The organism is Streptomyces sp. NBC_01546 (assembly GCF_045208355.1).
GTDB lineage: Bacteria > Actinomycetota > Actinomycetes > Streptomycetales > Streptomycetaceae > Streptomyces.
In genome coordinates, this window is the sequence record NZ_CP109379.1 from 5,834,055 (window position 1) to 5,856,241 (window position 22,187).

A 22,187-nucleotide genomic window follows, 5' to 3' on the forward strand; every position below is an offset into this window, starting at 1 on the left:
GTGGCCAGACTAACCCCGCCGTGGACGGCGGGTAAGGGGCACCTATTCCTGACGGGCCGTCAGATGAATAGGGTGGCCGGGTGAACGAGCAGACGGAACAGACTGAGAGCGGCGTCGTGATCGTGGGCGCCGGAATGGCCGGTGTGCAGACCGCCGTCGCCCTGCGCGAGCGGGGATTCACCGGCCCCGTGACCCTGCTGGGCGCCGAGCCCCACCAGCCCTACGACCGGCCCCCGCTGTCCAAGGCGGTCCTGCTCGGCAAGGCCGAGGACTCCGCCTTCGACGTGGACTTCGAAGGGCTCGGCATCGAACTCAGGCTCGGCACGGAGGTCACCGGGCTGCGGGCCGCCGAGCGCGAGCTGGACACCGAGGCGGGGCCGGTCCCGTACGAGGTCCTCGTACTGGCCACCGGCGCGCAGCCGCTGACCCTGCCCGGGACCGGCGGGGTCCCGGGCGTGCACCTGCTGCGCACGCTGGACGACGCGGCGCGGCTGCGCCCCGTACTGGCGTCCGCGCCGTCGATCGTGGTCGTCGGGGCGGGCTGGATCGGCGCGGAGTTCGCCACCGCGGCCCGGGAGGCGGGCTGCGAGGTGACCGTGGTCGAGGCCGCGGACCGGGTCCTGGCGGGCGCGCTGCCCGCGGAGGTGGCCGCGCCGATGGCCCGCTGGTACGCGGAGGCGGGCGCCGAGCTGATCACCGGCGCGAAGGTCGCCGGGGTCGAGGAGGGCCGGGTGCTGCTCGCGGACGGGCGCGTCCTGCCGGCCGGCGCGGTGGTGGTGGGCATCGGCGCCCGCCCCGCCACCGGATGGCTGGCCGGGACCGGCGTGGAACTGGGCCCCGACGGCTCGGTCACCGCCGACGCCCACCTGCGCACCACGCTGCCCGGGGTGTACGCGGTCGGCGACTGCGCTTCCTTCCCGTCGGCCCGCTACGGGACCCGGCTGCTCGTGCACCACTGGGACAACGCGCTCCAGGGGCCGCGGGCGGTCGCCGCGAACATCCTGGCCGGGGAGCCGGTCGAGGTCTACGACCCGGTGCCGTACTTCTGGTCCGAGCAGTTCGGGCGCTTCGTCCAGTACGCCGGACACCACCGCGGGGCCGACACCCTGCTCTGGCGCGGCGACCCGGCCGGTCCCGACTGGTCGGTGTGCTGGCTGAAGGAGGGCGCCCTGGTCGCGGTCCTGGCCGTCGGCCGTCCCCGCGACCTGGCACAGGGCCGCAAGCTCATCGAGGCGGCCGTCCCCGTCGACCCCGCCAAGGTCGCCGACCCGGCGGTTCCGCTGAAGTCGACCCCCGTGTAGCCCGGGCCGGTCCACGGACGGGTCGCCCGGGTACCGGGCGCCTGTCCGAGGTGGCAGGCTTGTCCCCGTGACCGAGATTGACGCAAAGATCGATGCCCTTGTCCCCTCGTGGCTGTACCTCCCCGACATCGCGGAGATGCTCGACATCGAGGTGACCCGGGTCCGCCAGATGGTCAAGGAAGGGCAGCTGATCGCCGTACGCCGGGGCGAGAACCGCTCCCTCCAGGTGCCGGCCCCCTTCATCGACGGCGACAAGGTCGTCAAGGGCCTGGTCGGCCTGCTGACCGTGCTGCGCGACGACCGCTTCACCGACGAGGAGATCCTGGAATGGCTCTTCACCGAGGATCCGACCCTGCCCGGCACGCCCGTGCAGGCGCTGAGCGAGAATCGCGGCACGGAGGTGAAGCGCCGCGCTCAGGCGCTCGCCCTCTGACCTGATCCGCATCCGCTCCACCGCGGTGTACGGGCCCCGGCGGTCCGTACACCGCCTCCATCACGGGGGGTACACCCATGCAGCTGTCCGACGCCCGGCTCTACCTGTGCACGGACGCCCGCAAGCGGCAGGGTGACCTCCCCGAGTTCCTGGACGCCGTACTGGCCGGCGGCGTGGACATCGTCCAGCTCCGCGACAAGGGCATGGAGGCGGGCGAGGAGCTCGAACACCTCCAGGTCTTCGCCGAGGCCGCACGGCGCCACGGCAAGCTCCTCGCCGTGAACGACCGGGCCGACGTCGCCCACGCCATCGGGTCCGATGTGCTCCACCTCGGCCAGGGCGACATCCCCGTGCCCGCCGCCCGCGCCATCCTGGGCGAGCAGGTGCTCATCGGCCGCTCCTGCCACGCCGAGGCCGAGGTCGACGCGGCCGTCGCCGAGCCCGGCGTGGACTACTTCTGCACCGGCCCCTGCTGGCCCACCCCCACCAAGCCCGGCCGGCACGCCCCCGGCCTCGGACTCGTCCGGTATGCGGCCTCGCTGGAGCAGGACCGGCCCTGGTTCGCCATCGGCGGCATCGACAGCGCCAATCTGGACGAGGTGCTGGATGCCGGAGCCACCCGCGTCGTCGTCGTCCGCGCCCTCACCGAGGCCACCGATCCCGGTGCGGCCGCCGCGGAACTCGCCAAGCGCGTCCGGGCCCGCCTCGGCTAGGGCTGCTCCGGACGAACCACAGGTGTCCAAAAACGTGTCCAAAAGATGGACACCGCTTCGGTGTCCGGCAGGCCGCGTCTAACCTGCCCGTATGGCCTCTGGTACCGCTTCCACCTGGTCGGATCGTGCACACACGGTCCGCGACCTCCTCGCGTCCGGGCGCTCGTACTCCTTCGAGTTCTGGGCCCCCAAGACCGAGAAGGGCGAACGCAACCTCTGGAACGCGCTGCGCCGGGTCGAGGCGGTATCCCCCAGCTTCGTCTCCGTGACGTACGGAGCCGGCGGCTCCACCCGCGGCGGAACCGTCAGGGCCACCGAGCAGATCGCCTCGGACACCACCCTGACCCCGGTCGCTCACCTCACCGCCGTGGACCACTCGGTCGCCGAGCTGCGCAACGTCATCGGCCAGTTCGCCGACGCGGGGATCCGGAACATGCTGGTCGTGCGCGGAGACCCGCCGGGCGACCCGATGGGCGAGTGGGTGGCGCACCCCGAGGGCGTGCACTACGCCGTCGACCTGGTCCGACTGGTCAAGGAATCCGGCGACTTCTGCGTCGGAGTCGCCGCCTTCCCCGAGATGCACCCGCGTTCGTCGGACTGGGATACGGACATCCGGCATTTCGTGGACAAGTGCCGCGCGGGCGCAGACTATGCGATCACCCAGATGTTCTTCGATCCCGAGAATTATCTGCGGCTGCGCGACAGCGCCGAGAAGGCCGGCTGCGAGACCCCGATCATCCCCGAGGTCATGCCTGTTGTGGGCATCAAGCAGCTCGACCGGCTGCCCCAACTCAGCAACGCAGTCTTCCCCGCGGACGTGAAAGAGCGCATGCTCGCCGTCAAGGACGACCCGGCCGCTGTACGCTCCATTGGCATCGAGTTCGCCACGGAGTTCTGCGCGCGGCTGCTGTCCGAGGGTGTCCCGGGGCTGCACTTCATCACGCTGAACAATTCCACGGCGACTCTCGAGATCTACGAGAACCTGGGCCTGCACGAGCGGGCCTGACCGGCAGGCCCCCTTCCCCGGGCGGTCGGCCGTACCGAGAGGGGCCATGCATGGGTATGACGGTCCTCTACATCGCGTTCGGCTTCGTCGCGCTGTGGTTGCTTGCCGAGGTCCTGATGCAGTACAAGGCCCGGCTCCGCTGGCGCCTGCTCGCCTTCACCGGCTTCCTCGGCGTGGTCGCCGGGGTGGTCCTGCCGTCGGTGCCGGTAATCGGCGCCGGCGCGGCCGCGTTCGCCCTGGGCCAGACCCTGGTGACGCTCTCCTTCCGCAAGGGCTTCGAGGCCGGCTGGGCGCTGCGGCGCGGCGGGGAACCCGTACGCCAGTCCCGGCGCCGCCGGTCCGGCGGCCCGCGCCCCGAACCGGCGCTCCAGGTCACCGCGCTGGAGTACGAGGACGCCGACCCGCCCGTGGCCGAGCGCGAAGAACGCGGCTCCGAGCGGCAGTTCCAGGCGGCGGCCGACGAGGTCTACAGCCCGCAGCCCATGCCCGAGGACACCGGCTCCTACGGCATACAGAGCTTCGCGCCCGCTCCCGGCGCGGGCCAGACCGCGGCCTTCGCCTCGCCGTACACCACGGCCGAGCAGGACGCCCACCAGTACGCCGCGTACTACGACCCGACGGGCCAGGGCGGTGGCGGCGGGTACGACTACTCCGCCGGCTACCAGACGGGCGAGCAGCAGCAGGTCTACGCCGCCTACTCGGACCCGTACATCGGCACCGGCGGGGGCATCGAACAGCCGGGGGCCTACAACTACTCCGACTACGCCGCCTACTCCGCCTACACCCCGTACACCGACCAGGGGCAGCAGCAGTACTCCATGGACACCCCGCCCGGCGGGGTCTGGGTACCGCAGCAGCGCGACGTGGCCCAGCCCTACCCGGCGGAGGAGCAGGCCGAGCCGCCGCAGCAGTACCCGTACCCCCAGCAGGGCGAGTACGAGCAGTACCGCTACTGAGGACCGGCCGGCCCCGGGGAGGTCACTGGGAGCCGCGGAACTCCGCGCCCTCCACGATCAGCCCGGCCACCAGGGCCCCGGTCATCCCGGCGTGCGCCAGCCCGCCGCCGGGATGCGCCCAGCCGCCCGCCAGGTACAGCCCTGGCACGGCCGTGGTGTTGGCGGGGTAGAGCAACCGCCCCCCGGCCCCCGCGAGGGCGGGGGCGGGCACCGAGCCGCCCGGGGCGCCGGTCGCCGCCTCGACGTCGGCGGGGGTGTGCGCCTCGTGCCACAGCAGCCGCTCCCGCAGCCCCGGTACGGCCTTCCCGGCGAGCTCCAGCAGCCGGTCGGGCTCGACGGCCCCCGTACTGCCCGGCCCGCACACGGCGGTCACGGTGACCGCCTCGTGGTCCGCGTCGGGGCGGGTGGCGGGGTCGTCGGGGCGCAGGACGGTGACGTCCAGGCCGGGGGAGTGCACGAGGGTGCGATGGACGGTCCCCGCGGGGCGGGCGCCGCGCAGTGCGAGGAAGAGGCTGAGCCGGCTGGGCAGGTCCGCCCCGCGGGCGGGGACCGCCTCGGGCGGCCAGGGCAGGGAGGCGGCCGGCAGCAGCCGCGGGTCGATCCCGCAGACGACGGAGTCGGCGGCCACCTCGCTGCCGTCGGCCAGCAGCAGACCGGCGACGCGGCCCCCGGCGGTGACGACCTCGCGGACCTCCGCGCCGAAGACGAACTCCACGCCCCGCTCCCGGCAGCGCTCGTGGACGGCGGTGGCCAGGGCCCGCATCCCGCCGCGCACGTACCAGCTGCCGAAGGTCTGCTCCATGTACGGCAGGACGGCGGCGGAGCCGGGGGCCCGGCCGGGGTCGATCCCGTACGCGCCCACCAGGCCGGTCAGCAGCTCCCCGAGGCCGCCGCCCAGCTCCCGGTCGGCCACCTCGGCGAGGGTCGGGGTCCGGCGGCGGAGCAGGCCGCTCCGGCGCACGGCGGGGTACGGATCGGCGGCGAGGGCCCGGCGGTCCGCGGGCAGCGGCTCCTCCAGCAGGGGGCGGCGGGTGGCGTCCCAGGCGTCCCGGGCGCGGCCCAGCACGGCGTTCCAACGCTCGCCCGCGCCCTGGCCGAAGGCCTCGTCGAGGGCGGCGGCCACGCCGCCGCGGGAGGCGCCGGGGAGGGTGACGTCGACGCCGTGGTGGGGGAGGACGTGCCGGACGGCCGGGTCCACCTGGGCCATGTCGACGCAGGTCTCCAGCGACCGCTTGCCGGTCTTGACGAACAGGTCGCGGTAGACGGCGGGCAGGTGCAGCAGGCCGGGTCCGGTGTCGAAGGCGAAGCCCTCGCGCTCGTACCGGCCGACCGCGCCTCCGTACGTCGCCCCGCGCTCGTACACCGTCACCCGGTGCCCTGCCACGGCCAGCCGGGCCGCCGTCGCCATCGCGCCCATCCCGGCGCCGATCACCGCAATTCGTGCCATGCGGCCGAGCCTATCGAGGCACCCCCTGTGGTCAGCGGGGTGGGAGCCCGGTTGCCCCGGTGGCTTCGCGGGCCTCGGCGGCCAGGTGCTTCTCCTCGCGGCGCTGGGCTCGGCGGCGCAGGAAGCGGCGGATCCGGCTCCAGAGGAAGAACAGTACGGCCAGTCCGGCGGCCAGCAGGACGGCCGCGATGATCGCCGCGGCCTGGGGGTTGAACATCGCGAAGGTTATGATCCCGGCCACGCCGAGGTCCTCGGCCATGCTCATCCCGACGTTGGTGAACGGCTCGGGCGAGGTGTTGATCGCCATCCGGGTGCCGGCCTTGACGAAATGGCTGGCGAGCGCGGTGGAGCCGCCGACCACGCCGGCGGTGATGTCGGAGAGCGAACCGCTCTGGCCGGCCAGCAGGGCGCCGACCACGCCACCGGCCAACGGGCGGATCACGGTGTGGGCGGCGTCCCAGACCGAGTCCACGTACGGGATCTTGTCGGCGACCGCCTCGCAGAGGAACAGCACCGCCGCGACGATCAGCACGTCGGTGCGTTGCAGCGACGCCGGAACCTCGTCGGTCAGGCCGGTCGCGCCGAAGATGCCGAGCAGGAGGACCACGGCGTATGCGTTGATCCCGCTGGCCCAGCCGCTGGTGAAGACCAGGGGGAGCACACTCACCCGGTCATGATGCCGCAGAAAGGGTGATCGGGCGGACGGAACCGAGAACGCAGAACAGCGGCAGAACAGCGAAGGACGGCAGCCGACAGGCAACCGTCCTTCACTCACTCACGTTGTCCGGGGGCTACTGCCCTTGCCCCTGGTCGTCACGGCGGCGCTGCCACCGTTCCTCGATGCGCGTCATCATCGACCGACGCTGCCGGTTCTGGCCATGGGCCGAACCGCCTGCACTTCCGGAGACGGGCTGCTCGCCAGGCTTGGGTGCCTTGCGCCAACCGGTGACCACGAGGACCGTGCAGCCCAGCATGACGAGAAATCCCACCACGCTGACCCAGAGCACGTCCTGCCAGATCACGCCGGCCATGAGGAGCGCGATACCCACCACAATGCCTGCGACTGCCTGGTAAACCCGTCGCCGGGTGTACGTGCGCAGCCCGCTTCCCTCAAGCGCTGTCGCGAACTTGGGATCTTCGGCGTACAGCGCTCGCTCCATCTGCTCGAGCATTCGCTGCTCGTGCTCCGAGAGCGGCACGGGAGTCCTCCTCATCCGTCGGTCGCGGGGGGTAGCGACCAGGGGTCCCCTTCAGGATAGGCGGGGAATCGCCCCCGTGATACCCGCCCTCTACGCCACGTTCTCAAATCGATCAGTCTCAGAAAAGATCTGTACCGCCGCAGTAGCGGTCACTGAGGCGCTTATTCCCCAATGGCACGTCCACCATGCCGGTCACTGCCCCGATCATACGGGGCCGAGCGCCGGTTCGGAGGGTGTGCGGCCGACTCCGTCCCAGGAAGATCGCAGATCAGGACTGCTGCTTCTCGCCCAGCACGTGCAGCTGCGTGGCGACCGCGTGGAAGGCCGGCAGCTCCGCGGCCGCTTCCTCCAGGCGCAGCAGCGCCTCCACGGCGCCCGGCTCGGTGTCCACCAGAACCCCCGGGACGAGGTCGGCGAAGATCCGTACGCCGTGGACCGAGCCGACCTCGAGGCCGGCACCGCCGACCAGCTCGGCGAGCTGCTCGGCGGTGAAGCGGCGGGGCACCGGGTCGCCGGAGCCCCAGCGGCCGGCCGGGTCGGTGAGGGCGGTACGGGCCTCCGTGAAGTGCCCGGCCAGGGCGCGGGCGAGCACGGCTCCGCCGAGCCCGGCGGCCAGCAGGCTGAGCGTGCCGCCGGCGCGCAGGGCCGCCACCGCGTTGGCCACGCCCTCGGCCGGGTCGTCCACGTACTCCAGCACGCCGTGGCAGAGCACCACGTCGTAGGAGTCCCGCTCGACGACGTCCAACAGGCCCTGGGCATCGCCCTGGACCCCGCGGACGAGATCGGCGACACCGGCCTCGGACACCCGGCGCTCCAGCCCGAACAGCGCGTTCGGGCTGGGGTCGACCACGGTGACCCGGTGGCCCAGACGGGCCACCGGCACGGCGAACTTCCCGGTGCCGCCACCGGTGTCGAGCACGTCCAGGACATCCCGGCCGGTCGCCTTCACCCGGCGGTCGAGCGCCTCCTTGAGGACCTCCCACACCACGGCGGTGCGGAGGGAGGCACGGGGGCGGGAAGTGTCCGACACGGCTGATGGCTCCTCGGCGCGGTAGGCAAGGGGTGAGCGGTCAGTGCCCCACCCGGCCCCACCCTATTGCCTTCCGCAGCCAGGCAGCTCATCCCGCCTCGGGACGTTCCGGACGGGGTTGGGGCAGGGTCTCCTGCGGCGGCTGGATCGCGAGCATCCGCTCCACCAGGCGCAGGAACATCGAGACCGCGCGCACCAGGTCGTCCGCGTCCCGCCCGCTCGCCGCGTCCGGTATCCCCGCCTCGGCCCGGGCCCGGCGGGCGGCGCCGGAGGCGAAGAGCGCGCTCCACTCGGCCAGCTCCGGCGCTATCTCCGGCAGCACCTCCCACGCGCTGCGGATCCTCGGCCGCCGCCGGGGGTTCACCGGTTCGGGCCGCCCGCGCGCGGCGAGCACGGCCGCGGCGGTGCGCAGCGCGGCCAGGTGGGCGGTGGCGTACCGCTCGTTGGGCCGCGGCAGCCGGGCGGCCTCGGTCAGGCCGGTGCGGGCCTTGGCGAGCAGATCGAGGGCTGCCTTGGGGTATCCCCACGGCGGAGCCGTAGGGGAGGGCGCCGCCGACCTCCGCAGGACGGGGTGGACAGGGGACGGGGACGGTGTGGCCATGACGAACCTCCTGTCGATGCGTTCCCACCATCGTGACCGGACCCACTGACAATCGCCCTGACCTGCGGTTTTGAGGGTTGACCGACGGCAACTGCCCCCCGCTGCACACCCGGTGCGCAGGAAGCTGGTAGTTTTTGAACTGACCGGTCAGTTCAAAAAGAAGGGGGACGGTGTGGACAGCCCGCACGGCGCGGCCGTCAAAGCCGAGAACTTCGGACTCAAGGGCCCGCGCGGCTGGGCCTTCCGGGGCCTCGGCATCGACGCGGCGCCCGGCTCGCTCATCGCGGTCGAAGGCCCCTCCGGCAGCGGCCGTACCTGCCTGCTCCTGGCCCTCACCGGACGGATGAAGCCCACCGAGGGACACGCCGAGGTCGGCCACCACCGGCTGCCGAAGCGGATGACCGCGGTCCGCCGGATCGCCGCCCTCGGACCGGTCTCCGGGGTCAACGAGCTCGACCATGCCCTCACCGTCGCCGAGCACCTGCGCGAGGGCGCCCTGCTCCAGCGCCGCTACGAGGGTCCGGTCCGCGCCCTGCTGCGCCCCCGCGGCGAGCGCCGCGCGAGCACCTCGGCCCGCATCGACGCCGCCCTGGCGGCCGCGGGACTGGACCTCGCCACGCTGCCCAAGGGGCCGCGCACCTCCGTACGGGACCTGGAACGCCTGGAGTCCGTACGGCTGTCCGTGGCCATCGCGCTGCTCGGCTCGCCGCGGCTGCTGGCCCTGGACGACCTCGACCTGAAGCTCTCGGACGCCGAACGCACCGAGGCCTGGGACCTGCTCCGCTCGGTCGCCGCCCGCGGGACCACCGTCCTCGCGGTGTCCAGCAAGGCCCCCGACGACGCGCTCGTCCTGCGGACCGGCCCGCCGGAGCCGGCCGGCGAGGCGGAAGCGGAAACCGAAGTCGAGGCCGAGCCCGAAGCGGAAGCCGAAGCCGAAGCCGAAGACGAAGCCGAGAACGACGACACCGACACCGACACCGAGAACGACGACACGAAGGGGGCGGACGATGCGCTCGCCGAAGCTGGCCGCGCTTGAGCTGAAGCGGTTCGGGCGGGGGAAGCTGCCCGCGGCCGCTCTCGTCGCGCTGCTCCTGATCCCGCTGCTCTACGGAGCCCTGTACCTGTGCTCCTTCTGGGACCCGTACAAGCGCCTCGACAAGGTGCCCGTCGCCCTCGTCAACGCCGACAAGGGCGCGAGCGTCGACGGCAAGCGCATCGACGCCGGCGGCGAGATCGCCAAGAAGCTCCACGACAGCAAGACCTTCGACTGGCGCGAGGTGAGCGCCGGCGAGGCGGCGAAGGGGCTGGAGAAGGGGACGTACTACCTGTCCCTCACCATGCCCGCCGACTTCAGCGAGAAGATCGCCTCCAGCTCCGGTGCGGACCCCACCACCGGCGCCCTCCAGGTAAAGACCAACGACGCCAACAACTACATCGTCGGCTCGATCTCGCGCACCGTCTTCTCCGAGGTCCGCTCGGCGGCGTCGACCAACGCCTCCCGCGGATTCCTCGACAAGATCTTCGTCAACTTCTCCGACCTGCACGACAAGACCGCCGAGGCCGCGGACGGCGCCGACAAGCTCAAGGATGGGGCCGGCAAGGCCCAGGAGGGCGCCAAGGAACTGGCCGACGGCCTCGACACGGCCGAGGAGAAGACCGGCGAGCTCAACAGCGGCCTGAAGAAGCTGAACTCGGGCGCCGGCAAGCTGGAGACGGGCTCGAAGGACGTCGCGGACGGCACCCAGAGCCTCGCAGACAAGGTCAACGGGGCCGCCGACAAGGCCCGCCCCTTCGTCAAGGACCCCAAGAACCTCGCGGACACCGCCGAGCTGGTCGCCGACAGCGCCAAGGTGGTCAACAACCACCTCGACACGTTCGCGGCGAAGGCCCCGGCCGCCGCCTCCGCCGCCAAGAAGGCCTCCGCGGGCGCGGACGCGTACTACACCAAGCACTGCGTCACCCCCGGCCTCGAGCCGCACCTGGCCTCCTGCCCCGACCTGAAGAAGATCAAGGACGACGCGGCCGAGGCCGCCGAACTCACCGGGGACGTCAGCACCCTGGTCAAGAACGCGAACGGCGACGTCGCCAAGCTCCGCACCCAGCTGACCGACCTGGAGAAGAAGGCCCGCGAGCTGGTCGACAAGGCCCCCCAGCTCGCAGGCGACCTCGAAGCGGCCGTCGCCAAGGTCAACGCCCTGAACACCGGCGCCCACAAGGTCGCCACCGGCATGGCCCAGCTGCACACCGGAATCGGCTCCGCCACCAACGGCTCCGGCGCCATCAAGGAGGGCGTCGGCAAGCTCGGCGACGGCGCGCACACCCTCGACGGCGGCATGTACAAGCTGGTCGACGGCAACCGCGACCTCGCCGACGGACTCCACGAGGGCGCCGGCAAGATCCCCGACTACGACCAGCAGCAGCGCGACACCCGCACCGAGGTCATGGCCGACCCGGTCCGGCTCGCCAACCAGTCCCTGCACAAGGCGCCCAATTACGGCACCGGCTTCGCCCCGTACTTCATCCCGCTCTCCCTCTGGGTCGGCGCGATGGTCGCCTACATGATCATCGCCCCGCTGAACCGGCGGGCCCTGGCCGCCGGTGCCTCGCCCTGGCGGATCGCCCTCGCCGGCTGGCTGCCCGTGGCGGGCATCGGCGCCGCGCAGGTGAGCCTGCTCATGGCCGTGCTCCACTGGGGCCTCGGCCTGGAGATGGCCCGCCCGGCCCTCACCATCGGCTTCCTGATGCTGGTCACCGGCTGCTTCGCGGCGATCGTCCAGTGGCTCAACGCCAAGTTCGGCGCCGCCGGGCGGATCCTGGTCCTCGCCGTCCTGATGCTCCAGCTGACCTCGGCGGGCGGCACCTACCCCGTACAGACCAGCCCGGGCTTCTTCAACGCCATCCACCCGTACCTGCCGATGTCGTACGTCGTCGAGAGCCTGCGCCGGCTCATCACGGGCGGCGACCTCGCCCCGGTGTGGCAGGGTTGCGCGGTCCTGGTGGCCTTCACGGCGGGCGCCCTCGCCCTCACCGCGCTCGCCGCCCGCGGCAAGCAGGTGTGGACCATGGACCGGCTGCACCCGGAACTGAGCCTGTAAGGAGCCGGTGACCTGTGAGAATCAGCGCCATGGAAAGCAGCAGCACCTCCGCCGCCGTCGGCAGCCGGCGGCAGGCGACCCGCCAGAAGCTCTACGAGGCGGCCGTGACCCTCATCGCCGAGCAGGGCTTCTCCGCGACCACGGTCGAGGAGATCGCCGAGCGCGCAGGCGTGGCGAAGGGCACCGTCTACTACAACTTCGCGAGCAAGAACGACCTCTTCGAGGAGCTGCTGCGGCACGGGGTCGGGCTGCTGACCGTCTCGCTGCGGACGGCCGCCGAGGAGACGGAGGCGCGCGGCGGCAGCCGCGTCGAGGCGCTCGACGCGATGATCCGGGCCGGTCTCGTCTTCATCGACCGCTACCCGGCCTTCACGCAGCTGTACGTCGCCGAGCTGTGGCGGACCAACCGGGCATGGCAGTCCACGCTGATGGTCGTCCGGCAGGAGGCGGTGGCCGTCGTGGAGACGGTGCTGCGGGAGGGCGTCGAGCGCGGTGAGCTGAGCGCCGAGATCGACGTACAGCTGACCGCGGCCGCGCTGGTCGGGATGGTGCTGGTGGCCGCGCTGGACTGGCAGTCCTTCCAGAGCGAGCGGTCCCTCGACGACGTGCACTCGGCGCTGTCCCTGCTGCTGCGGGGCCGGGTCAGCGGCAACCGCTGACCCCCAGTCGGCGGTGCCGCCGGGGCGGCGGAGCCCGTACAACTGGTGGGGCCCGCCGCGACGGCTGAGTATCCGTACCTAGGCACGGAAATGAGTACGCGCGCGGATGGGCCCCCACCTGCGCGGACGCCAGACTGGGGGCAACGGACAGGAGGCCCGGTCCGCACCGCAGACACGGGGCTGCGGAGCGGACCGGGTACCTCCTCCGTGACGCGGTACGCGAACGCGGCGGGGCTCGGGGGGATCGAGCCTCGCCGCGTTCGCGCGTCCGCGGGTGTCCCGGCCGGCCGCCGTTGCTGGGGCTCCGCCCCAGACCCCGCGCCTCAAACGCCGGCGGGGCTGGATCTGGCTGATGCCGTCCTCCAGGCACAACTCAGCCCCCGGCAGTGGACCCGCAGTCCCTCAGCCGCGGCCCCGGAGGGGGATGCGCAGGCGGATGCGGGCCGACAGCGTGCTCGCGCGGTCGGCCAGGGCCGACCACCGGCGGGACGCCGACCACGCGAGCCGGGCCGCCGAGCGGGGCAGGAGCAGGGCCCGCAGGCGGGCCAGGCGGCCGGTGCCGGACAGCAGACCCGCGCGGGCCAGCAGCACGTCGTCCGCCAGGCCCGCGTACGAGCCGGCGGCGCCCGGCGGCGCGTACAGGGCCCGCTCCAGCGCACCCGCGACCCGGTGCACCGCACCGGCGGCCTCCGCGTCCAGCCGCCCCAGGTCCACCACGCGCTCGGCCGACCGGCGCGGCGACAGAGCCTCGTCCGGGCGGACGCCCACGTCCCACGCGGCGTCGCCCAGCTCACGCCAAGCCGCCGACACCTCCCCGGCGCCCAGCCGGCGGGCCCGCAGCCTGCTCCGCCACAGCAGCGGCAGCAGCGGCAGAACCAGTACCGCCAGCACCAGCCCGGCCCAGCCGAGGACCGCCGACACCGACGGCCCGCCACCACCCGACGCGTTCTGCTTCGGCGCGGCCGCACCGCACTCGCCGAGCTTCTTCAGCTCCGGCGGGCAGTCGTCCGTCTTCGACGGCGCGGCCGAGGGCTGCGTCGCCCCCTGCGAGGGCAGCGGCGCGGGCACGGACGGCTGGGCCGTCGGGGTCTGCGCGCGGGAGTAGTCCGGCACGTTGATGCCCGCCCGGGGCGTCGGCTCGAACCGCGTCCACCCGACGCCCTCGAAGTACAGCTCCGGCCAGGCGTGCGCGTCCCGCATCGACACGTTGACGCTGCCGTCCGACTGCTTCTCACCCGGGGTGAAGCCCACCGCCACCCGCGCCGGGATGCCCAGCGAACGGGACATCGCCGCCATCGAGAACGCGAAGTGGATGCAGAAGCCCTCCTTGTCGGCGAGGAACCGGGCGACCGCCTGAGGACCCGTACCCGAGGCCGTCTTCGTGTTGTAGCGGAAGCCGCCGTTCACCGCGAAGTAGTCCTGGAGCTTCACGGCCCGCGTGTAGTTGTCCTTCGCCCCCTGCGTCACCTGGCGCGCCGTGTCGGTGACCACCGGCGGCAGGTTGTCCGGCAGCTTCGTGTACTCGGCGCGGATCGCCGGATCCGCCTCCGGCGCGTTCCGCAGCTGCTGCGCCGTCGGCTTCAGCAGCAGGCTACGTACGGAGTACTGCGCGCCCTGCACGTTCTGGAACTTGTCCTTGCCCAGCTGGTCCCCGACCAGGGTCCGCCCGGCCGGCTCGAACCGCCACTTCCCCGTGATGTCCACCGAGGTCGCCGGGTACGGCATGGGCAGGTAGCGCTGGGTGTAGGTGTCCGCCGCCGACACGTTGGTCTGCACCTCGGCCGAGACCTGGCGGACGTCCCCGCTGAGCCCGGGCGGATTCGGCAGCCGCGCCGGGACGTCGGACAGGGACCGCCCGGAGGCCTCCCACTTGATCCCGTTGAACTCGTCCAGCGCCAGGATCCGCAGGTACTGCTCGCCCTGCTGGGGGTTGTCCGTCCGGTACTTGAGCACCACCCGGTTGTCCTGCGCGTTCAGGTTGCTCTGCAGGGAGACCAGCGGGTTCACCGCCGAGATCGTCCCGCCCACGCCGCCGTCGGACGCCTCGCCGTCGCCCTGCGCGCCCAGCAGTCCGCCGCCGAGCGCGGGCAGCGCCGCCGGCACCGCCAGCGCCAGGCCCAGGGCCATCGCGCCGATCCGCCGGCCGGTCCGCACCGGCGCCGTGAGCCGGCCGTCCTTGCCGCCGCCGAGGCCGGAGGCGGCCGAGACCCGGTCTCGCGGGGCCGCGCCGAAGACCCGGCCCCACTGGGCCAGCCGGTCGCGGCTCTCGGCCAGCAGCATCATCAGGTAGCCGCAGCCCGCCAGCAGGAAGGAGAACCAGGAGGCCTCCCCGCCGCCCGACAGGCCGGCGGCCACCGAGTACAGCGCGAGCAGCGGGAGCCCCGCCGCGGCGGCCGTCCGCAGGGTCACCGCCAGGGTGTCGACCAGCAGCCCGATCAGCAGCACCCCGGTCACCAGCAGCAGCCGGATGCCGTCCGTCTGCGGGGCCGGGATCGCGAACTCGCTCACGTCCTGCACGCCCCGCTGGAACAGCGCCCCGAAGTCCGTCACCAGGTAGGCCAGCGGCCCGTTCCCGGTCGACTCGCCCTTCCCGGCGAAGAGGACCGCGAGGACCAGCAGCGACACCAGCAGCTGCGCGGCCACGGTCAGCGACCGCGCCAGCGGCACCCGCCGGGCCCCGGCCCCCACCGCGCTCTGCACGGCCAGCAGCAGCGCCGCCTGGAGCAGCCAGCCCGCCGATTCGACCAGCGGGATCAGCGACCACGCGGTGAGCAGCGTCGCCAGCGCCGCGAACAGCGTCACTCTCGCGCGCCCGCTCATACCCGGCCTCCAGAGGTTCCCGTACCGAACGCGGTGGTCCCGGCATGCCGCCACAGCTCGCCGAAGGCGACCCCGGGCGGGGCGGCGAGGGCCGTCCAGCCAGCGTCGCGCAGCCTGCGCAGCCGCTGTTCCACCGGGGGGAGGGCCTGGTCCCGCGCGGGCTGTCCGGACCAGGTCGCGGAGTCCAGTACGAAGGCCACCGCGCCCCCGGTGCGCTGGCGCATCGTGGCCGCCAGCTCGGTCTGTACGTCGTCAAGGTCTCCGAAGAAGGCGATGAGGAGCCCGTCACCGCCGGCTTCGCCGAAGCCGCCACCGCCACCGCCGCGCACGGCGTCGTAGGCCCGGGCGAGCCCGGTGCCGTCCGAGTGCCCGACGACCGCGAGGGTGTCCATCATCATCCCGGCGGCCTCCGCGGACTCGTGCCCGCCGGAGGTGAAGCCGCCGCCGCCCAGACCGGGCACGGAGTCCCCGGTGTCCGTGAGCAGCCGTGTCGCGTAGCCCTGTTCCAGGAGGTGGACCAGGCTGGAGGCGGCCGCGGAGACGGCCCACTCGAAGGCGGAGTCGGGACCGGCGCCCTCGAAGGCCAGGCGCCGGGTGTCCAGCAGGACCGTGGCCCTGCTGCGCTGGGGCTGCTCCTCGCGGCGGACCATCAGCTCGCCGTAGCGGGCGGTGGAGCGCCAGTGCACCCGGCGCAGGTCGTCGCCGCGCCGGTAGCCGCGCGGGATCACGTCGTCGTCGCCGGCCAGGGCCAGCGAGCGGCGGGATCCGTCGCCGTAGCCCGAGGACTCGCCGGACAGGCGCACCGGCGGCAGGGGCTCGGTGCGCGGGATGACGGTGAGGGTGTCGAAGGTGCTGAACGAGCGGGTCAGCTCGACCAGCCCGAAGGGGTCGGTCAGCCGCAGCTGGAGCGGGCCCAGCGGGTAGCGGCCGCGCAGGTCGGAGCGGACCCGGTAGGACACCTCGCGGCGGCCGCCGGGCTCGACCCGGTCCAGGACGAACCGCGGGCGCGGGCCGAGGACGTACGGCACCCGGTCCTGGAGCATCAGCAGGCCGGTGGGGAGCCGGGAGGTGTTGTCCATGCGCAGCTGCACCCGGGCCTCGGCGCCCGCGGGGACCCGCCCCGGGGTCAGCCGGCGGCTGCCGGAGACCCGGTAGCGGGTGCGGTGCAGGGCGTAGACGCAGAGCAGCGGCAGGAGGGCGAGCAGCAGTCCGACCCGGAGCAGCGCGCCCTGGCCCAGTACGTACGCGCACACGGCCGCGGCGATCCCGGCGGCCAGGAAGGAACGGCCGCGGGTGGTCAGTCCGGACAGCGACGCGCGCAGCCCGCCGCCGCCCTGGCCGTCATCGGCCCGGCCGCCGGCGCCGCGCGGGGCACCGGCGCTCATCAGAAGCCCCGGATGCCCGCGCCGGGCGGCATTTCGCCGCGGGCGTGCGCGGCCGGGACCGGGGTGCGCTGGAGGATCTCGCCGACGACCTGCTCGGCGGTGCGCCGGTTCAGCTGGGCCTGGGCGGTGGGCAGCAGCCGGTGCGCGAGGACCGGACCGGCCAGCGCCTGGACGTCGTCGGGCAGGACGTAGTCCCGGCCGGCGAGCGCGGCGGAGGCCTTCACGGCGCGCAGCAGGTGCAGGGTGGCCCGGGGAGAGGCGCCCAGGCGCAGGTCGGGGTGGCTGCGGGTGGCGGAGACCAGGTCGACCACGTAGCGCCGGACGGGCTCGGCCACGTAGACCTCGCGGACGGCCTCGATGAGCTTGACGATCTCGTGGGCGTGCGCGACGGCCGTCAGGTCGTCGAGCGGGGAGAGCCCGCCGTGCACGTCGAGCATCTGGAGCTCGGCCTCGGGGCTGGGGTAGCCGACGGAGACCCGCGCCATGAAGCGGTCGCGCTGGGCCTCGGGCAGCGGGTAGGTGCCCTCCATCTCCACCGGGTTCTGGGTGGCGACGACCATGAAGGGGCTCGGCAGCGTGTACGTCGTGCCGTCGATGGTGACCTGGCGCTCCTCCATCGACTCCAGCAGCGCGGACTGGGTCTTCGGCGAGGCGCGGTTGATCTCGTCGCCGATGACGATCTGCGCGAAGATCGCGCCCGGCTTGAACTCGAACTCGCGGCGCTGCTGGTCGTAGATGCTGACGCCGGTGATGTCGGAGGGCAGCAGGTCCGGCGTGAACTGGATGCGCTGCACCGAGCAGTCGATGGACTTCGCGAGCGTCTTGGCGAGCATGGTCTTGCCGACGCCGGGGACGTCCTCGATCAGCAGGTGCCCCTCGGCGAGCAGCACGGTCAGCGCGAGGCGTACGACCTCGGGCTTGCCCTCGATCACGCTCTCGACCGACTGGCGCACCCGCTCCGCCGTGCTGGTCAGATCCGCGAGGCTCGCTCGGTCGTCATACGTCGTCACCTGGTTCTCCTCGGCCCAATTCCAGGGCCGACGCCCTTGGCGCATGACCGGCCCACCCCAAACACGGACACCGGCCCCGGGGGGTTCCCGGGGGGCGTCTCCCCGCATTGTTGACGGCGTTACGGCCTTGTGTCACTCAAGAGCTGGGATCGATCTCCCGCAGGAGGCCGGTGTGCACATCGAAGACGAAGCCTCGCACATCGTCCTTGTGGGGCAGGAACGGGTTGGTGCGGACCCGCTGCATGGACTGGCGGACGTCCTGGTCCACGTCCCGGAAGGCCTCCACGGCCCAGGCGGGGCGCTGGCCGACCTCGTCCTCCAGCTCGTGCCGGAAGTCCTCGGTCAGGCTTTCGAGACCACAGCCGGTGTGGTGGATGAGTATCACCGCGCGGGTGCCCAGGGCGCGCTGGCTGATGGTGAGCGAGCGGATGGTGTCGTCGGTGACCACGCCGCCCGCGTTGCGGATCGTGTGACAGTCGCCGAGTTCCAGGCCGAGGGCGGCGTGCAGGTCGAGGCGGGCGTCCATACAGGCCACGACGGCCACCTGGAGAACCGGGTGGGCGTCCATGCCGGGATCGGTGAATTCCGCGGCGTAGTGCCGGTTCGCCTCGACCAGCCGATCGGTGACGGAGCCGGCGCCGGCTGCCGGGGGTGCGGGGTCGGCGGGCAGGGGTGCGGAAGTCGTCATGGATACGACGGTAGTGGTCACAGCCCGTGCGGGCATCGAGTGAGGGTGGACAAAGAAGGTCAACAAGCCTTGTTGTGAGCTAACCCACAGGGGTGAGGAGGCGGCGGCCGACCGGGTGATTCGCGGCTTTTGCGGGTTCCCCTGGGGTCGTCCGCACGCCGCGCGGGGCGGTTCGTTGACCGCGGCGACCGTTGCACTAAAGTGACGCGAACCGGCCGGAGCCCGGCCCTGACCGGCCGCCCGGCCCCTTGGTAACACTCCGCGTGCGCGGCGCGGCGTATGCCTGCCGCGCCGTTATCTGAGAGGGCGCTTTGACTAGCGAGTCCCGACATGTCCCGGTGATGCTCCAGCGGTGCCTGGACCTGTTGGCCCCGGCGCTGGAGAGGCCCGGGGCCGTCGTCGTCGACTGCACCCTCGGCCTCGGCGGCCACAGCGAGGCCCTGCTGACCCGGTTCCCCGAGGCCCACCTGATCGGCCTCGACCGCGACAAGGAGGCCCTGCGGCTCTCCGGCGAGCGGCTCGCGCCCTTCGGCGACCGGGCCACCCTCGTCCACGCGATCTACGCCGACCTCGCCGAGGTCCTCGACGGCCTGCGCATCCCGGCCGTCCAGGGCATCCTCTTCGACCTGGGCGTCTCCTCCATGCAGCTGGACGAGGCCGACCGCGGTTTCGCGTACGCGCAGGACGCGCCGCTCGACATGCGGATGGACCAGACGACGGGCATCAGCGCCGCCGAGGTGCTCAACACCTACGCGCCGGGCGAGCTCGTCCGGATCCTGCGCCAGTACGGCGAGGAGAAGCAGGCCAAGCGGATCGTGTCAGCGGTCGTCCGGGAGCGGGAGAAGGAGCCCTTCACCAACAGCGCCCGGCTGGTCGAGCTGATCCGCGACTCCCTGCCGCAGGCCGCCAAGCGGACCGGCGGCAACCCCGCGAAGCGCACCTTCCAGGCCCTGCGCATCGAGGTCAACGGTGAGCTGTCGGGGCTGGAGCGGGCCATTCCGGCGGCGGTGGACCGGATCGCGGTCGGCGGCCGGATCGCCGTGCTCTCGTACCACTCGCTGGAGGACCGGCTCGTGAAGCAGGTCTTCGCGGCGGGCGCGACCTCGACGGCCCCGCCCGGGCTGCCGGTCGTCCCGGAGAAGTACCAGCCGAAGCTGAAGCTGCTGACACGCGGCGCGGAACTGCCGACCGAGGAGGAGATCGCCGAGAACCGGCGGGCCGCCCCGGCGAGGTTCCGCGGGGTCGAACGCATCCGGGAGGCGCGACTGTGACCAAGGCCGGGAAGGTCGCCACGCGCCTCGGCCGGGCGATCGGCGGGCGACCCGTTCGCCCTCGGCCCCGTCCGCGTTCCGGTGGGCAGGCGGCGCGGATGCCGTTCGTGCTGCTGGTCGTGGCGCTGCTCGCCGGCGGACTGATCAGCCTGCTGCTGCTGAACTCGGCGCTGAACGCGGGCTCCTTCCAGCTGAGCAAGCTGAAGAAGGAGACCACCGCGCTCACGGACGAGGAGCAGGCGCTGCAGCGTGACGTGGACGGGTACTCGGCCCCCGACGCGCTGCAGCGGCGGGCGCAGGAGCTGGGGCTCGTCCCGGGCGGCAGCCCGGTCTTCATCGGCCCGGACGGCAAGGTCGCCGGCACCCCGGCAGCGGCCGAACCCCCACCGGCGCCGACCCCTCCGGCCTCTGCTTCGCCCACCCCGAGCCTGGCGGGCTCGCCCACCCCTGGAAGGTGACGTCGTGACGCGGATCCAGCCGAATCCAGCCCCGTCGGCGATTGAGGCGGTGCGCGCGTGAGGCCGCAGGAGCCGCGGCGGCGGGTGCCCGGGCCCGGGCGGCCGAGGCCCGGGGAGCGCGACCGGGCCCGGGCCACGGCCCGCCCGGCGACCCGCCGGCCCGCGGTGCCCAGACGGCCCCACACGATCCGGCTCGGCAGCCCCCGCCCCCGCCTGCGCCTGGTCAGCCTCGGCCTCACCTTCGTCATGCTCGCCTTCGTCGTCCGCCTGCTCCAGGTACAGGCCGTCGACGCCCGGGCCTTCTCCGCCGAGGCCTCCAAGAACCGCTACACCAGCGTCAAACTGGCCGCCGAACGCGGGGAGATCACCGACCGCAAGGGCGTGGCCCTCGCCACCAGCGTCGACGCGTACGACATCACCGCCGACCCGAAGATGTTCACGCCGCAGGACAGCAAGGCCCCCGACGCCCCCGAGCAGGCCGCGGCCCTCCTCGCGCCCATCCTCGGCAAGGACGCCAAGGAGCTCGCCGAGCGGCTGAAGGCCAAGACCCGGTACGTCGTCCTCGCCCAGCGGCAGACCCCCCAGGTCTGGAACCAGATCAAGGACCTCAAGCGGGTCTTCTCGGAGAAGGCGGCGGCCGACAAGAAGAACAACGGCCCCGGCGCCAACGTCCTGGCCGGGGTGTTCAACGAGAACAGCAGCAAGCGCGTGTACCCGGGCGGCGACCTCGCCGCCGGGATACTGGGCTACGTCAACGCCGAGGGCAAGGGCGCCGGCGGCCTGGAGTCCTCCCTGGACAAGAAGCTGTCCGGCAAGGACGGCGAGACCACCTTCGCGCAGTCCGGCGGCCGCCGGGTCCCCACCGCCGGCTCCAGCGAGAAGCCCGCCGTGCCCGGCGAGGACATCGAGCTGACCATCGACCGCGACATCCAGTGGGCGGCGCAGAGCGCGATCGCCGAGCAGGTCCAGAAGTCCGAGGCCGACCGCGGCTACGTCATCGTCCAGGACACCCGCACCGGCGAGATCCTCGCGATGGCCAACGCCCCCGGCTTCGACCCCAACGACCTGACCCGGGCCCGGTCCGCCGCCATGGGCAACGCCGCGCTCCAGGACGTGTACGAGCCCGGCTCCACCGCCAAGGTGATGTCGATGGCCGCCGTACTGGAGGAGAAGAAGGCCACCCCCGAGACCCACGTCGAGGTCCCGAACCGGCTGCACCGCGGCGACCGGCTGTTCAAGGACGACATCGATCACCCGACCTGGTACCTGACCCTCAACGGGGTCCTCGCCAAGTCCTCCAACATCGGCACCATCCTGGCCACCGGCCAGCTCGGTCCCACCCAGCCCGAGGCCAACAAGGTCCTGCACTCCTACCTGACCAAGTTCGGCATCGGACGGCCCACCGGCCTGGAGTACCCGGGCGAGTCCCGCGGCATCCTCGCCAAGCCCGAGGACTGGTCCACCTCCCAGCAGTACACGATTCCTTTCGGCCAGGGTCTGTCCCTCAACGCCATGCAGGCGGCCTCCGTGTACTCGACCATCGCCAACGGTGGTGTCCGCATCGAACCGACCCTGGTCCGCGGCACCAAGGGCCCCGACGGCCGCTTCACCCCGGCCCCGGCGCCCGAACACAGCCGCGTGGTCAGCCCGGAGACCGCCAAGACCCTGGCCGAGATGCTCGAATCGGTGGTCGACGACCAGGAGGGCACCGGCACCAAGGCCCGCATCCCCGGCTACCGGGTCGGCGGCAAGACCGGCACCTCCAACCGGGTGGATCCGGCCACCGGCCGCTACAAGGGCTACACCGCCTCCTTCGCCGGGTTCGCACCCGCCGACAACCCGCGCATCACCGTGTACTGCGCGATCCAGAACCCCACGAAGGGCAGCTACTTCGGCGGCCAGATCTGCGGCCCCATCTACAAGAAGGTCATGGAGTTCGCCCTGAAGACCCTCCAGGTCGCCCCGACCGGCACCGCTCCCGCCGGGCTCCCGGTCACCTTCGACGCGGGCCCGCAGCCCGTCCCCCAGCCGAGTACGCAGCCGAGTACGCAGCCCAGTCCGCAGCCCGGCCAGTGACCCAGAACCCGGCCGGCCCGCCAGAAACGCGTGAGGCAC

The 22,187-nt window shown here is 72.8% G+C and carries 20 protein-coding genes; 11 read left to right on the forward strand and 9 right to left on the reverse strand.

What is annotated here, in order from left to right; translation table 11 throughout:
- Nucleotides 1-80: 80 nt before the first annotated feature.
- From OHA89_RS26685 to OHA89_RS26705, 5 genes are all read left to right on the forward strand, one after another.
- Nucleotides 81-1,301: an NAD(P)/FAD-dependent oxidoreductase gene (locus OHA89_RS26685; protein ID WP_266610178.1), complete on the forward strand. Its 1,221-nt coding sequence runs from the start codon at nucleotides 81-83 to the stop codon at nucleotides 1,299-1,301.
- A 67-nt stretch (nucleotides 1,302-1,368) separates the two neighbouring features.
- Nucleotides 1,369-1,734 carry an Rv2175c family DNA-binding protein gene (locus OHA89_RS26690; protein ID WP_215146428.1) on the forward strand — a complete coding sequence of 122 codons (366 nt, stop codon included), beginning with the start codon at nucleotides 1,369-1,371 and terminating at the stop codon, nucleotides 1,732-1,734.
- Nucleotides 1,735-1,811: 77 nt separating this feature from the next.
- On the forward strand, nucleotides 1,812-2,447 hold the full coding sequence (thiE, locus tag OHA89_RS26695; protein WP_266610180.1) for a thiamine phosphate synthase: 636 nt from the start codon (nucleotides 1,812-1,814) through the stop codon (nucleotides 2,445-2,447).
- 91 nt (nucleotides 2,448-2,538) lie between these two features.
- The gene (metF, locus tag OHA89_RS26700) at nucleotides 2,539-3,453 is read left to right on the forward strand and encodes a methylenetetrahydrofolate reductase [NAD(P)H] (RefSeq protein ID WP_406367286.1); all 915 of its coding nucleotides are present in this window, start codon (nucleotides 2,539-2,541) and stop codon (nucleotides 3,451-3,453) included.
- 50 nt (nucleotides 3,454-3,503) lie between these two features.
- The gene (locus tag OHA89_RS26705) at nucleotides 3,504-4,409 is read left to right on the forward strand and encodes a hypothetical protein (RefSeq protein WP_266610184.1); all 906 of its coding nucleotides are present in this window, start codon (nucleotides 3,504-3,506) and stop codon (nucleotides 4,407-4,409) included.
- Between the two features lie 22 nt (nucleotides 4,410-4,431).
- Here OHA89_RS26705 and OHA89_RS26710 read toward each other — a convergent pair whose 3' ends face one another.
- The 5 genes from OHA89_RS26710 to OHA89_RS26730 form a co-directional block, all read right to left on the reverse strand.
- Nucleotides 4,432-5,856: a phytoene desaturase family protein gene (locus tag OHA89_RS26710; RefSeq protein ID WP_406367288.1), complete on the reverse strand. Its 1,425-nt coding sequence runs from the start codon at nucleotides 5,854-5,856 to the stop codon at nucleotides 4,432-4,434.
- Nucleotides 5,857-5,887: 31 nt separating this feature from the next.
- Nucleotides 5,888-6,523, reverse strand: coding sequence for a DUF4126 domain-containing protein (locus tag OHA89_RS26715; protein WP_266610188.1), 636 nt, complete (start codon nucleotides 6,521-6,523; stop codon nucleotides 5,888-5,890).
- Between the two features lie 124 nt (nucleotides 6,524-6,647).
- Nucleotides 6,648-7,055, reverse strand: coding sequence for a DUF3040 domain-containing protein (locus tag OHA89_RS26720; RefSeq protein ID WP_215146434.1), 408 nt, complete (start codon nucleotides 7,053-7,055; stop codon nucleotides 6,648-6,650).
- Nucleotides 7,056-7,323: 268 nt separating this feature from the next.
- On the reverse strand, nucleotides 7,324-8,085 hold the full coding sequence (locus tag OHA89_RS26725; RefSeq protein ID WP_266610190.1) for a bifunctional 2-polyprenyl-6-hydroxyphenol methylase/3-demethylubiquinol 3-O-methyltransferase UbiG: 762 nt from the start codon (nucleotides 8,083-8,085) through the stop codon (nucleotides 7,324-7,326).
- 88 nt (nucleotides 8,086-8,173) lie between these two features.
- Nucleotides 8,174-8,686, reverse strand: a complete 513-nt coding sequence (locus OHA89_RS26730) for an SAV_6107 family HEPN domain-containing protein (protein WP_266610192.1) — start codon at nucleotides 8,684-8,686, stop codon at nucleotides 8,174-8,176.
- A 172-nt stretch (nucleotides 8,687-8,858) separates the two neighbouring features.
- Here OHA89_RS26730 and OHA89_RS26735 point away from each other — a divergent pair, with 172 nt between their 5' ends.
- The 3 genes from OHA89_RS26735 to OHA89_RS26745 are packed head-to-tail and all read left to right on the forward strand — an operon-like array spanning nucleotide 8,859 to nucleotide 12,440.
- Nucleotides 8,859-9,722 carry an ATP-binding cassette domain-containing protein gene (locus OHA89_RS26735; RefSeq protein ID WP_266610194.1) on the forward strand — a complete coding sequence of 288 codons (864 nt, stop codon included), beginning with the start codon at nucleotides 8,859-8,861 and terminating at the stop codon, nucleotides 9,720-9,722.
- Nucleotides 9,694-11,781 (forward strand): YhgE/Pip domain-containing protein, encoded by a 2,088-nt coding sequence (locus OHA89_RS26740; protein ID WP_266610196.1) that lies wholly within the window; start codon nucleotides 9,694-9,696, stop codon nucleotides 11,779-11,781. Before OHA89_RS26735 ends, OHA89_RS26740 begins: the two co-directional genes overlap by 29 nt.
- 29 nt (nucleotides 11,782-11,810) lie before the next feature.
- Entirely contained in the window at nucleotides 11,811-12,440 is a 630-nt protein-coding gene (locus OHA89_RS26745; RefSeq protein ID WP_257556705.1) for a TetR/AcrR family transcriptional regulator, read from the forward strand.
- 402 nt (nucleotides 12,441-12,842) lie between these two features.
- On the opposite strand, the gene OHA89_RS26750 is transcribed toward OHA89_RS26745, so the two are convergent.
- From OHA89_RS26750 to OHA89_RS26765, 4 genes are all read right to left on the reverse strand, one after another.
- Entirely contained in the window at nucleotides 12,843-15,260 is a 2,418-nt protein-coding gene (locus tag OHA89_RS26750; RefSeq protein WP_266610199.1) for a transglutaminaseTgpA domain-containing protein, read from the reverse strand.
- Entirely contained in the window at nucleotides 15,257-16,645 is a 1,389-nt protein-coding gene (locus OHA89_RS26755) for a DUF58 domain-containing protein (protein ID WP_215146441.1), read from the reverse strand. Before OHA89_RS26755 ends, OHA89_RS26750 begins: the two co-directional genes overlap by 4 nt.
- Complete coding sequence (locus tag OHA89_RS26760; protein ID WP_215146442.1) at nucleotides 16,645-17,655, reverse strand: MoxR family ATPase; 1,011 nt, start codon at nucleotides 17,653-17,655, stop codon at nucleotides 16,645-16,647. The genes OHA89_RS26755 and OHA89_RS26760 overlap by 1 nt, the downstream gene beginning before the upstream one ends.
- Nucleotides 17,656-17,791: 136 nt before the next feature.
- Nucleotides 17,792-18,343 (reverse strand): carbonic anhydrase, encoded by a 552-nt coding sequence (locus OHA89_RS26765; RefSeq protein ID WP_257556708.1) that lies wholly within the window; start codon nucleotides 18,341-18,343, stop codon nucleotides 17,792-17,794.
- Between the two features lie 341 nt (nucleotides 18,344-18,684).
- Here OHA89_RS26765 and rsmH point away from each other — a divergent pair, with 341 nt between their 5' ends.
- From rsmH to OHA89_RS26780, 3 genes are all read left to right on the forward strand, one after another.
- On the forward strand, nucleotides 18,685-19,614 hold the full coding sequence (rsmH, locus tag OHA89_RS26770; protein ID WP_251064982.1) for a 16S rRNA (cytosine(1402)-N(4))-methyltransferase RsmH: 930 nt from the start codon (nucleotides 18,685-18,687) through the stop codon (nucleotides 19,612-19,614).
- A gap of 98 nt (nucleotides 19,615-19,712) precedes the next feature.
- Entirely contained in the window at nucleotides 19,713-20,072 is a 360-nt protein-coding gene (locus tag OHA89_RS26775; protein WP_374199300.1) for a hypothetical protein, read from the forward strand.
- Between the two features lie 57 nt (nucleotides 20,073-20,129).
- Nucleotides 20,130-22,148 carry a penicillin-binding protein 2 gene (locus tag OHA89_RS26780; RefSeq protein WP_323186020.1) on the forward strand — a complete coding sequence of 673 codons (2,019 nt, stop codon included), beginning with the start codon at nucleotides 20,130-20,132 and terminating at the stop codon, nucleotides 22,146-22,148.
- The last annotated feature ends 39 nt before the right edge of the window (nucleotides 22,149-22,187 follow it).